This is a genomic window from Stenotrophomonas sp. YAU14D1_LEIMI4_1 (assembly GCF_003086815.1).
Taxonomy (GTDB): domain Bacteria; phylum Pseudomonadota; class Gammaproteobacteria; order Xanthomonadales; family Xanthomonadaceae; genus Stenotrophomonas.
This window is the reverse complement of sequence record NZ_CP025997.1, coordinates 1798197-1810725: the sequence shown is the minus strand read 5'-3', so window position 1 is coordinate 1810725 and position 12529 is coordinate 1798197. Positions and strand designations below refer to the sequence as shown.

The 12529-nt window shown below is 65.0% G+C and carries 10 protein-coding genes; 2 read left to right on the top strand and 8 right to left on the bottom strand.

The annotated features are described in order from the left end of the window. Positions 1 to 4 precede the first annotated feature (4 nt). Positions 5 to 2377 (top strand): 3-hydroxyacyl-CoA dehydrogenase/enoyl-CoA hydratase family protein, encoded by a 2373-nt coding sequence (locus C1932_RS08440; protein ID WP_108752875.1) that lies wholly within the window; start codon positions 5 to 7, stop codon positions 2375 to 2377. A gap of 135 nt (positions 2378 to 2512) precedes the next feature. Beyond that, positions 2513 to 3721, top strand: a complete 1209-nt coding sequence (locus C1932_RS08435) for an acetyl-CoA C-acyltransferase (RefSeq protein ID WP_108752874.1) — start codon at positions 2513 to 2515, stop codon at positions 3719 to 3721. Positions 3722 to 4102: 381 nt separating this feature from the next. Here C1932_RS08435 and galU read toward each other — a convergent pair whose 3' ends face one another. From galU to cmk, 8 genes are all read right to left on the bottom strand, one after another. Next, complete coding sequence (gene galU / locus C1932_RS08430; protein WP_108752873.1) at positions 4103 to 4981, bottom strand: UTP--glucose-1-phosphate uridylyltransferase GalU; 879 nt, start codon at positions 4979 to 4981, stop codon at positions 4103 to 4105. Further along, positions 4981 to 6891, bottom strand: a complete 1911-nt coding sequence (locus C1932_RS08425) for a nucleoside-diphosphate sugar epimerase/dehydratase (RefSeq protein ID WP_164271348.1) — start codon at positions 6889 to 6891, stop codon at positions 4981 to 4983. Before C1932_RS08425 ends, galU begins: the two co-directional genes overlap by 1 nt. A 15-nt stretch (positions 6892 to 6906) precedes the next feature. Then, a complete protein-coding gene (locus tag C1932_RS08420) occupies positions 6907 to 7884 on the bottom strand; it encodes a glycosyltransferase family 4 protein (RefSeq protein WP_108761821.1) in 978 nt (325 codons plus the stop codon). Between the two features lie 3 nt (positions 7885 to 7887). Continuing rightward, positions 7888 to 9066, bottom strand: coding sequence for a lipopolysaccharide assembly protein LapB (gene lapB, locus C1932_RS08415; protein ID WP_108761820.1), 1179 nt, complete (start codon positions 9064 to 9066; stop codon positions 7888 to 7890). A 6-nt stretch (positions 9067 to 9072) separates the two neighbouring features. Next, the gene (locus C1932_RS08410) at positions 9073 to 9357 is read right to left on the bottom strand and encodes a lipopolysaccharide assembly protein LapA domain-containing protein (RefSeq protein WP_108749389.1); all 285 of its coding nucleotides are present in this window, start codon (positions 9355 to 9357) and stop codon (positions 9073 to 9075) included. Positions 9358 to 9434: 77 nt separating this feature from the next. After that, positions 9435 to 9740, bottom strand: a complete 306-nt coding sequence (locus C1932_RS08405) for an integration host factor subunit beta (protein WP_005409286.1) — start codon at positions 9738 to 9740, stop codon at positions 9435 to 9437. Positions 9741 to 9829: 89 nt separating this feature from the next. Then, positions 9830 to 11515, bottom strand: a complete 1686-nt coding sequence (rpsA, locus tag C1932_RS08400) for a 30S ribosomal protein S1 (protein WP_108761819.1) — start codon at positions 11513 to 11515, stop codon at positions 9830 to 9832. A gap of 198 nt (positions 11516 to 11713) precedes the next feature. Further along, complete coding sequence (gene cmk, locus C1932_RS08395) at positions 11714 to 12391, bottom strand: (d)CMP kinase (RefSeq protein WP_108749388.1); 678 nt, start codon at positions 12389 to 12391, stop codon at positions 11714 to 11716. Positions 12392 to 12529 lie beyond the last annotated feature (138 nt).

Below are 12529 nucleotides of genomic sequence, written 5' to 3'. Positions count from 1 at the left end.
CACCATGTCCAATTCCCTGCTAGTCCGCCGCGCCGCCGTGCTGGGTGCCGGCGTCATGGGTGCCCAGATCGCCGCCCACCTGACCAACGCCGGCGTCGATACCGTGCTGTTCGACCTGCCTGCCAAGGAAGGTCCGGCCGATGGCATCGTGCTGAAGGCAATCGCCAACCTGGGCAAGCTGAGCCCGGCGCCGCTGGCCAGCAAGTCGCTGGCCGAAGCCATCACCCCGGGCAACTACGAAACCAGCCTGGAACAGCTGAAGGACTGCGACCTGATCATCGAGGCCATTGCCGAGCGCATGGACTGGAAGCAGGACCTGTACAAGAAGATCGCCCCGTTCGTGGCCGACCACGCGGTGCTGGCCTCCAATACCTCCGGCCTGGGCATCAACAAGCTGGCCGACGTGCTGCCCGAGCAGCTGCGCCACCGCTTCTGCGGCGTGCACTTCTTCAACCCGCCGCGCTACATGCACCTGGCCGAACTGATTCCGGCCACCACCACCGACAAGGCGGTGCTGGAAGGCCTGGAAGCCTTCCTGGTCACCACCCTGGGCAAGGGCGTGGTGTACGCCAAGGACACCCCGAACTTCATCGGCAACCGCATCGGCGTGTTCTCGATCCTGTCCACCATCCACCACACCCAGCAGTTCGGCCTGGGCTTCGATGAAGTGGACGGCCTGACCGGCCCGCTGGTGGGCCGCCCGAAGTCGGCCACCTACCGCACCTCCGACGTGGTCGGCCTGGACACCATGGCCCACGTCATCAAGACCATGGGCGACACCCTGCCCAACGACCCGTGGCATGAATTCTTCAAGTCGCCGAAGTGGCTGGACGCGCTGATTGCCAAGGGCGCGCTGGGCCAGAAGACCGGCGCCGGCATCTTCCGCAAGGTCGGCAAGGACATCGTGGTGCTGGACCTGGAAAAGCAGGACTACCGCGCCGCCGATCGCACTGCTGCCCCGGAAGTGGTCGAGATCCTGAAGATCAAAAACCCGGCCGAAAAGTTCGCCAAGCTGCGCGAAAGCCAGCACCCGCAGGCGCAGTTCCTGTGGGCGACCTTCCGCGACCTGTTCCACTACAGCGCCTACCACCTGGCCGATATCGCCGAAACCGCGCGCGACGTCGACCTGGCCATCCGCTGGGGCTACGGCTGGTCGCTGGGCCCGTTCGAAACCTGGCAGGCCGCTGGCTGGAAGCAGGTGGCGCAGTGGATTGCCGATGACATCGTGGCCGGCAAGAGCATGAGCAGCGCCCCGCTGCCGGATTGGGTGTTCGATGGCCGCGACGGCGTGCACGCCGCCGAGGGCAGCTACAGCCCGTCGCGCAACGCCAAGCTGCCGCGCTCGTCGCTGCCGGTGTACCAGCGCCAGCGCTTCCCCGATCCGCTGCTGGGCGAGCAGTTCGCCCCGGGCGAGACCGTGTTCGAGAACGACGGCCTGCGCATGTGGCACGACGGCGATGGCATTGCCGTGGTCAGCTTCAAGACCAAGATGAACACCGTGTCCGACCAGGTGCTCGATGGCCTGCAGGAATGCGTCAGCCGCGCCGAGAAGGATTTCCAGGGCCTGGTGATCTGGCAGCAGAAGGAACCCTTCTCCGCCGGTGCTGACCTGGCTGGCGCGCTGGGCCTGCTGCAGGCCGGCAAGGTCGACCAGTTCGAAGAAATGGTGGCCAACTTCCAGCGCACCAGCCAGCGCATCAAGTACTCGCTGGTGCCGGTGGTGGCCGCGGTGCGTGGCCTGGCCCTGGGCGGTGGCTGCGAATTCCAGATGCACAGCGCCAAGACCGTGGCCTTCCTGGAAAGCTACATCGGCCTGGTCGAAGCCGGCGTGGGCCTGCTGCCGGCCGGTGGCGGCCTGAAGGAACTGGCCGTGCGCGCCTCGCAGGCCGCTGGCCCGGGCGGTGATGTGTTCGCCGAACTGAAGAAGACCTTCGAGACCGTGGCCATGGCCAAGGTGTCCAACTCGGCGGTCAACGCCCAGGAACTGGGCCTGCTGCGCAGCACCGACAAGGTGGTGTTCAACAGCTACGAGGCGCTGTACATCGCCAAGGCCGAAGCGCGTGCGCTGGCCGAAGCCGGTTACCGTCCGCCGCTGCCGGCACGCCGCATCCAGGTGGCCGGTGACGTGGGCATCGCCACCTTCAAGATGATGCTGGTCAACATGCTGGAAGGCCGCTTCATCAGCCCCTACGACTACGAGATTGCCGAGCGCATCGCCACCGTGCTGTGCGGCGGCAAGGTCGACCGCGGCACCCTGGTGGACGAAGAGTGGCTGCTGACCCTGGAGCGCAAGCATTTCGTTGAACTGGCCCAGCAGGAAAAGACCCAGGCCCGCATCGCGCACATGCTGAAGACCGGCAAGCCGCTGCGTAACTGATTCCCTGCTTCTGGTAGGTGCCCACCTTGGTGGGCACACCTCCGCCTCTGGTAGGTGCCCACCTTGGTGGGCACACCCTGATGTGGCAGTCGAGCATGGCTCGACTCTACAAATCCTATTCAAGAGATCACTGCAATGACCAAGCAAATCCAGGACGCCTACATCGTCGCCGCCACCCGCACCCCGGTGGGCAAGGCGCCCAAGGGCATGTTCCGCAACACCCGCCCCGACGACATGCTTGCGCACGTGCTGCGCAGCGTCGTCGCCCAGGCCCCGGGCGTGGACGTGAACCGCATCGATGACGCCATCATCGGCTGCGCCATGCCCGAAGCCGAGCAAGGCATGAACGTGGCGCGCATCGGCGTGCTGCTGGCCGGCCTGCCCAATACCATCGCCGCACAGACCGTGAACCGCTTCTGCTCGTCCGGCCTGCAGGCAGTGGCGCAGGCTGCCGATGCGATCCGCCTGGGCAACGCCGACCTGATGCTGGCCGGCGGCACCGAATCGATGTCGATGGTGCCGATGATGGGCAACAAGATCGCGATGGCGCCGAGCGTGTTCGACAACGACCACGTGGCCATTGCCTACGGCATGGGCATCACCGCCGAGAAGGTGGCCGAAGAGTGGAAGGTTTCGCGCGAAGAGCAGGACGCCTTCGCCCTGGCCTCGCACCAGAAGGCCATGGCCGCCATCCAGAACGGCGAGTTCAAGGATGAGATCAGCCCGTACGAGATCGTCTCGCACCTGCCGGACCTGGCCGATGGCCAGCGCATCATCACCCGCAACAAGATTGCCGACACTGACGAAGGTCCGCGCCCGGATTCGTCGGCTGAAGGCCTGGCCAAGCTGCGCCCGGTGTTCCGCAACGGCCAGTTCGGCGGCACCGTCACCGCCGGCAACTCGTCGCAGATGAGCGATGGCGCCGGCGCCGTGCTGCTGGCTTCGGAACAGGCGATCAAGGATTACGGCCTGACCCCGCTGGCCCGTTTCGTCAGCTTCTCGGTGGCCGGCGTGCGCCCGGAAGTGATGGGCATCGGCCCGATCGCCGCGATTCCGAAGGCACTGAAGCAGGCCGGCCTGACCCAGGACCAGCTGGACTGGATCGAACTGAACGAAGCCTTCGCCGCGCAGTCGCTGGCGGTGATCCGCGATTGCGGCCTGGACCCGAGCAAGGTGAACCCGCTGGGCGGCGCGATCGCCCTGGGCCACCCGCTGGGCGCGACCGGCGCGATCCGCACCGCCACCCTGCTGCACGGCCTGCGCCGTCGCCAGCAGAAGTACGGCATGGTGACCATGTGCATCGGCACCGGCATGGGCGCCGCGGGTATTTTCGAAGCGCTGTAACCCCGACCGCCGGAGTCAGAGCCCTTTGCTAGGCAAAGGGATCTGACCCCGGTTGGCCCGCATTGTAGAGTCGAGCCATGCTCGACTGGCGCACGAAAAGCAGTCGAGCATGGCTCGACTCTACCGGGGTCAGATCCACGAAAAAAGGCAGCCAATGGCTGCCTTTTTTTGCTTTTGCCCCTGCCCTTGATTCCGCCCTTCCCGTCCGCGCGCGCAGGAAACCTGGCAGGCGGGATGGGTGGGCCTTTGCAGGACCGCTGGCGCCATGGATGGCGCCAACGAGCCCCCATGGACGGGTTTACGGCGTGTCCTGCAAAGGCCCACCCATCCCGCCCATCACGTATCAATCAAGGCGCCGCGAACGGAGCGCCTGATAAACCCTTACTCCGCCAGCATTGCCGCCAGCTTCTCGCGGGCCGGGCCGGCCAGCTTCGGGTTGTCCAGCGCGAAGCGGATCGTCGCTTCCACCAGGCCCAGGTGCGTGCCGCAGTCAAAGCGCGTGCCCTCGAAGCGGTACGCATCTACCGGCTCCTGCGCCAGCAGCGCGGCAATCGCATCGGTCAGCTGGATCTCACCACCAGCACCACTGCCGGTCTGTTCCAGCAGCTCGAAGATCTTCGGGCTAAGCACGTAGCGACCCACCACCGCCAGATCGCTCGGCGCGTCTTCCGGCTTGGGCTTTTCCACGATCTGCGAAATACGGCCCTTGCGGCCATCGAACGCCTCGGTGGCGACGATGCCGTAGCTGGCGGTTTTCTCGTGCGGCACATCTTCCACTGCAATAACGCTGGCGCCACTTGCCTCGTTCAGATCGGCCATCTGCTTCAGCGCACCGGCGCCGCGGTTCCAGATCAGATCGTCGGGCAGCAGCACGGCGAAGGGCTCATCGCCGATCACCGCCTTGGCGCACAGTACTGCATGGCCCAGGCCCAGTGCCTCGGCCTGGGTGACGAATATCGCGCGCACGCCTTCGGGCAGCACGTGGCGGATCAGCTCCAGCTGCTCCTGCTTGCCGGCACGCTCCAGCTTCTGTTCCAGCTCGTAGGCCTTGTCGAAGTAATCGGCCACGGCGTGCTTGTAGCGGTTGGTGATGAACACCAGGGTGTCACAGCCCGCCTCGATCGCCTCGTCCACCGCGTACTGGATGAGGGGCCGATCGATGATCGGCAGCATTTCCTTGGGAACCGTCTTGGTGGCGGGCAGGAAACGGGTGCCCAGGCCTGCCACTGGGAAAACTGCCTTGCGAATGCGCTTGCTCATTAGTGCCTGCTGGCCTCTCGTGCGGGGAATGGCACGACTTTAGCGGATGAGATGTATGCGTCCTGTTCGATTGGCGAGAATTCGGGCATGGTCGCGAACAGGATTTCCTGGATGGCGCCGGTGTCATAGCTCACCGTTGCCTCGCGCAGCTTGGGCACGTTGCCCAGCACCAGATCGCGCGAGAAGGTACGCACGCCGGCCTCCAGCACCTTCGGGTGCGAGGTCGGGCGGTAGTCTTCGTCGGAATAAAACAGCGTCTCGTGCAGCTTCTCGCCCGGGCGCAGGCCGGTGTAGATGATCGGAATATCCTTGTACGGCTGCTTGCCGGCCAGGCGGATCATCTGTTCGGCCAGCACGCGGATCGGCACCGGCTCGCCCATGTCCAGCGTGTAGATGGCACCGTGCGACGCCGACGCGGCCGCCTGCAGGATCAGCTGGCAGGCCTCGGGAATGGTCATGAAGTAACGGGTCACTTCCGGATCGGTCACCGTGACCGGGCCGCCGCGCAGGATCTGTTCGCGGAACAGCGGCACCACGCTGCCGGCCGAGGCCAGCACGTTGCCGAAGCGCACGGTCACGAAACGGGTATGCGTGGATTTCTGGTCCAGGCTCTGGCAGATCATTTCCGCATAGCGCTTGCTGGCGCCCAGCGCATTGACCGGGTCGACCGCCTTGTCGGTGGAAATGAACACGAAATGCTCCACGCGCGCTTCCAGGCAGGCGCGTGCCACGTTTTCGGTGGCCAGGATGTTGTTGCGCACGGCTTCGCGCAGCTGCCGTTCCAGCACCGGCACGTGCTTGTACGCGGCGGCATGGAAGGCGGTATCGACCGGGTGTAGCGACAGCGCATGGCGCATCACCGCCGGGTCGCCACAGTCGCCCAGCACGGCCTCCACTTCGATATCGGGGAAACTGCGGCGCAGCTCGCCTTCGATGGTCAGCAGCAGCAGTTCGCTGATTTCGACCAGCACGATGCGGCCGGCGCCGTGGCGCGCGCACTGGCGGCACAGTTCCGAACCGATGGAACCACCGGCGCCGGTGACCATGACGGTACGCCCGCCCAGCCAACCGCGGATCAGGTTCCAGTCCGGCATGATCGGCTTGCGACCCAGCAGGTCTTCGATCGCCACTTCCTTCAGCTGACCCGGCAGCGACTGGCCCTGCAGGATGTCGCTCAGCTTGGGCACGGTGCGGAACGGCACGCCGGTGCTTTCGCAGATGGCGACCACGCGCTGCATGCCCACCGCATCGAGCGAGGGGATGGCGATGACCAGCAGCTTGGCCGCGCTTTCGCGCACCACCGCCGGGGCATCGTCCAGGGTGCCCAGGATCGGCAGGCCCTGCAGCTTGGCGCCGCGCAGGTGCGGGGCGTCATCGAGCAGGCCCACCGGTTCGAAGTTGCCGGAACGGCGCAGGTCGCGCACCAGCGTTTCGGCAGCCTGGCCGGCGCCGAGGATCAGCACCCGGCGCGCGGTCGAATCGGACTGCAGCGACTGGTAGTCCTTCCATGCGCGGTACAGCAGGCGCGGCGCGCCCAGCAGGGCCGACAGTGCGAAGGGATAGATGACCAGCACCGACATGGGCACGCCGTTGAAGCGCTTCCAGGCCAGCACCAGCACGATGGCGACCAGGCCGATGAAGCTGGCCTTGAAGATGTTCAGCAGGTCGCTGACGCTGGCGAAACGCCACAGGCCGCGGTACAGGCCCACGCGCCAGAACACGATGCCCTGCAGCGCCAGCACCAGGGTGGTGTCGACATTCCACAGCGGCAGCGCCGGGGCGTCGGCCAGGATCGAGTACCGACCGGCATGCAGCAGCTGCCAGCAGGCCCAGACCATGAACAGGTCGTGGCAGACGATGGCCGTGCGCGGCAAAAGACCGAGGATTCTGTCCCGCCAAGGTGAAGACATATTTCGCTTAATTCCTTATCGATTGCGCAATCCATTGCGCAGGAGGAGCCAGAGCAGAGTCAGCGCGGCAAACCACGCGACCGCTACGACAGCCTCCCACCTCGGCTGCAAACTGGAGCAGACATTGAACACTGTAATACTGAACAGGCCCAAAACAAAGTACATCCCTGTGACCTGTGCGTGGCTGGCTCCTGCCTGCACTGCGCGCTGGTAGACGTGCTGAGTGTGGGGTTCCATCCAGCGTTGCCCGGAGAGCATGCGCGCCAACAGTGTGAAGCCAGCGTCCACAAGGAAAGGTGAAATCGGCACCAGCAGCAGCATCCACTGGATGTTGGTCTTCAGGCTGGCGATGGCCAACACCACGGACACCGCATAGCCCAGGGCGCCGCTGCCGACATCGCCCATGAAGATCTTCGCCTTCGGGAAATTGAACGGCAGGAAACCCATGCAGGCCAGGCCCAGGGCAATGGCGACCAATGAATAGGGCCACGGCAGCACCGGCGCCAGCCCCAGCGCGGCGATCACCGCCTGGCTGCTGGCAATGCCGTTGATGCCATCCATGAAGTTCCAGATGTTGATGAGCGAGGTGGTGAAGAACAGCACCAGCGCGGCAAGCAGCCAGCTTCCGCCATGCAGCTTCACCAGCCCGGCCAACAGCGCGGCGGCGACTACGTGCACGCACAGACGGCGCACCGCCGGCAGCGGGCGATGGTCATCCCACCAGCCGATGCCGGCCACCAAGACGAGGCCCAGGCTGGCGATCAGCACACTGCCTGCGGCGTCGGGCCAGGCCCACATCGCGGCACCGGCGGCCACCAGCAGGCTGATGACGATGGCGATGCCGCCACCGCGCGGGGTGGCCACGCTATGGCTGCGGCGTTCGCCCGGCTGGTCCAGCAGTTGCCGGCGCAGGGCGTAGCCCCGTGCAGCCCACGTCAAACCGGCGCTGAGCAGGGCCAGGCCCAGCAGCGCGCCCATCACCAGCCAGGGCATGGCTCAGAGCACCGCGTAGTTCAGCAGCGGCTTCACGGTGCCCCACTCCTTGCAGCTCGGGCACTGCCAGTGGTGGGTACGCGCGCCGAAGCCGCAGCGCGTGCAGCGGTAGGCCGGGTTGCGCACCAGCAACTGATCGGTGATGTGCTTCAGATCGTGCAGGGTGGCGGTGGAATCGGCGCCCTCGGCCAGGGTCAGATCGATCAGCGCCGATTCGCCACGCACCGACGGGCGGTCCTTCAACTGGCGGCCCAGGTAGGCACGCGCCGGGGCCACGCCTTCCTGCTCTTCCATCAGGCGGGTGAGCGCCAGCACCGGGGCGATGCCACGGTAGTGTTCGGTCATTTCCGACAGGAACGCGCGGGCACCGCCGAGGTCACCCACCTTGCGGTAGTTCTCCATCAGCGCCGGCAGCAGCTCGGGCAGGTATTCGGGGTCGTTGCGGGCGGCGCGTTCGAACGCACGCACGGCGGCTTCGGCATTGCCGGCATCCGTTTCCAGACGGCCTTCAATGATGCCGGCGCGCACCGACATGGCATCGGCCTGGTAGGCGCGGGCAATGGCCGCCCTCGCCTCGTCCAGCTTGCCGGCACCACGGAAGCGCTCGGCCAGCTCGCATTCGAACTGACCGATCAGCTTGCCCATCGGCTCGCCGGTCACGTCTTCGAAGCGGGTGGCGTTGTCGATCGCCTTTTCCCAATCGCGCTCGGCCTGGTAGATGCCGATCAGGTGTTTGAGCGCCTGCGGTGCGCGCTGGTCCAGCTGCGCCAGTTCGGTGAACACGGTTTCGGCACGGTCCAGCAGGCCGGACTTCATGTAGTCCTCGCCCAGTGCCAGCAGCGCCTGCACGCGCTGCGCGTCGCTCAGGTCGTTGCGGTTCACCAGGCCCTGGTGCAGGCGGATGGCGCGGTCCACTTCGCCGCGACGGCGGAACAGATGGCCCAGCGCGACCTGGGTCTCGAAGGTTTCCTTGTCCAGTTCGGCGATATGCAGGAACAGTTCGATGGCCTTGTCCGGCTGCTCGTTCAGCAGGTAGTTCAGGCCACGGAAATAGGTGCTGGACAGGCGGCTGACCTCGTTGTCACCGTGGCGTTGACCGCCACGCCGGCCGATTACCCAGCCTGCAACAGCAGCCAGCGGCACGAACAGGAAAAACCAGAACCACTCGGTGACGAAATCCATCTTCGATCAGCGTCCATCAAAAGATTGGGGGGAAGTAACCGGGGCCGACGTGGCGGCCACCGACTTGTTGGCGCGGCGCAGCTGGCTGTAGAGCGGAATGACCACGCTTACCAGCACCAGCCCGGCACCGACAACCACGCCGACCAGCAGTGCGGCGATCAACGCCACGCCAACCGACGTATGCAACTGGGTGAACAACAGGTTGATCGACATGTCGGTCATGTTGACCGCGCCGATGATCAGGCCAAGGATCAGGACTGCCAGCAGCACCAGCAGACGGAAAACCTTCATGCGACAGCTCCAATGGCAGGAGCCTGTAGCTTATCCGACTGGCGGGAAAAATCGCACGTCGTCGCGCGACAGGACCTTCAGGCCGGATCGGCGTCCAGCGGCAGCACGCTGCTGACCCGCTCGCGCAGCTCCTTGCCCGGCTTGAAATGGGGAACGTGCTTGCCCGGCAGGGCCACCGATTCACCGGTCTTCGGGTTGCGACCCAGGCGCGGCGGCCGGTAGTGCAGCGAGAAGCTGCCAAAGCCACGTATTTCGATGCGATCCCCGGCAGAGAGGGAACCGCCCATCATCTCCAGCAACGACTTCACCGCCAGATCGACATCATCGGCCTTCAGGTGCGCCTGGCGGCGCGCAAGGATTTCGATCAGTTCGGATTTGGTCATCGCCGGCTCACATCAGGGGTCACTCAGCCTGAAACGGCCCGGGCAATGCCCGGGCCGTCCAGGAAACAACGAACAGCTACAGGCCGATATTACTCGGACTTGTTGCCGTTCAGCTGTGCACGCAGCAGCGCGCCCAGCTGGGTGGTGCCGCTGGAAGCCGAAGAGGACTGGTATTCCTCCAGCACTTCGCGCATTTCAGCGTCGTCCTTGGCCTTGATCGACAGCTGCAGGGTGCGGCCCTTGCGGTCCATGCCCACGAACTTGGCTTCGACCTTGTCGCCGACCTTCAGGTGCTGGGTGGCGTCGTCAACGCGCTCGTTGGAGATGTCGCGTGCCGAGACGTAACCTTCGATGCCGTCAGCCAGCTCGATGATCGCGCCCTTGGCGTCGACTTCCTTCACCACGCCTTCGACCTTGGAGCCCTTCGGATTGGCAGCCATGTACTGGCCGAACGGATCCTGCTCCAGCTGCTTCACGCCCAGGGAGATGCGCTCGCGTTCCGGATCGACGGCCAGGACAACGGCGTCCAGGGTGTCGCCCTTCTTGAAGTTGCGAACGACGTCTTCGCCGGTGGTGTTCCAGCTGATGTCGGACAGGTGGACCAGGCCGTCGATGCCGCCGTCCAGGCCGATGAAGATACCGAAGTCGGTGATCGACTTGATCTGGCCCGACACCTTGTCACCCTTCTTGTGGGTGGCAGCGAAGGTTTCCCACGGATTGGCGGCAACCTGCTTCATGCCCAGCGAGATACGGCGACGCTCTTCATCGACGTCCAGCACCATCACTTCGACTTCGTCACCAACCTGCACAACCTTGGACGGGTTGACGTTCTTGTTGGTCCAATCCATCTCGGAGACGTGCACCAGGCCTTCGACGCCCGGCTCGATCTCAACGAACGCGCCGTAATCGGTGACGTTGGAGACCTTGCCGAAGACGCGGCTGTTGGCCGGGTAACGACGGGCGATGTTATCCCACGGATCTTCGCCCAGCTGCTTCAGGCCCAGCGAAACGCGGTTGCGCTCGCGGTCGAACTTCAGCACGCGCACGTCCAGCTCGTCGCCGACGTTCACGACTTCGGACGGATGGCGCACGCGCTTCCATGCCATGTCGGTGATGTGCAGCAGGCCGTCGATACCGCCCAGGTCCACGAACGCGCCGTAATCGGTCAGGTTCTTGACGACACCCTTCAGGATCGCGCCTTCCTGCAGCTTGTCCATCAGCTGCTCGCGCTCTTCCGAGTGCTCGCTTTCGACGACAGCGCGGCGCGAGACCACGACGTTGTTACGCTTGCGGTCCAGCTTGATGAGCTTGAATTCCAGCTCCTTGCCTTCCAGGTAGGCCGGATCGCGCACCGGGCGCACATCGACCAGGGAACCCGGCAGGAAGGCGCGGACATCCTTGATGTCCACAGTGAAACCACCCTTGACCTTGCCGCTGATGCGGCCGGTGATGGTTTCGTTCTTTTCCAACGCTTCTTCCAGCTCGTCCCACACCATCGCGCGCTTGGCCTTCTCGCGCGACAGGACGGTTTCGCCGAAGCCGTTCTCGATCGAGTCGAGGGCGACCTTGACGATGTCGCCTTCGGCGACGTCGATTTCGCCAGCGTCGTTACGGAACTGTTCGATCGGCACGATGCCTTCGGACTTCAGGCCAGCGTTGATCACCACGACGTCGCCGCGGACTTCAACAACGGTACCGCTGACGATGGCGCCCGGCTTCAGCTTGGCCAGGTTGGCCTGGCTGGCTTCAAACAGTTCGGCAAATGATTCGGTCATTAGATTTACTCTGTTGGACACATGGGTCGGTGGCGTCCCCTTCAGGGGAATGGCGACCGCCCGCCTGTTGGTCGACCCCGGAAACGCAGGTCGTGTGTAGTAGGAAAACCGCCACGCATCATTGCGCGACGGAGCTTGTACAGCACTGCATTGCGCGACCACCACCGGTGTTGCTGGCAGCGCTCCTGCGCGAACGGATCAGGCAGCCGGAACCGGAAGCAGATCCATCACTCTGGCAACGACATCTGCGATGCCGATGCCTGTGGTGTCGATGAGGACGGCATCGTCTGCCGGCTTCAGGGGCGCCACGGTACGCTGAGCATCACGGGCGTCGCGGGCCATGATCTCGCGCAGGAGGTCATCAAAGCTAACAGAAACCCCCTTGTCTTTCAACTGCTTATGCCGGCGCTCGGCGCGCTCCTCGGCACTGGCGGTCAAGAACACCTTGTAGGGGGCGTCGGCGAAGATGACCGTGCCCATGTCGCGGCCGTCGGCGACCAGGCCCGGCAGCTCCCTGAATGCGCGCTGGCGCTCTTTCAACGCCGAACGCACCTCGGGAATGGCGGCAATGGCCGAGGCCAGCGCGCCGGTGGTCTCCAGGCGCAGCTCGTCGGTGGCATCGGTGCCGTTCACCAGCACGCGCATGGCATCGCCCTGTTCAACAAACTGAACGCGGGTGTCGAAGGTGCAGCGCACCAGGGCCGAGGCGTCGGAGGTGTCGATATCGGCCCAGCTGGCCGCCACGCCCACCGCCCGGTACAGCGCGCCCGAATCCAGGTAATGCCAGCCCATGCGGCGCGCCACGATGCGGCTGATGGTACCCTTGCCAGCCCCGGACGGGCCGTCGATGGTCAGGACGGGAGCGAGTGGATTCATGGGGGTCCTTGCGCGTGTGAAGGGGCCATTCTAGCCCCTGCCAGACGCCCTGCGCGGCGACTTTCGTGCAACCACTTGAAACCACGGAGAAAAGCCCGGTAGAATGGCGGGCTTGAACGAGCGTCAACTGCCGATTGT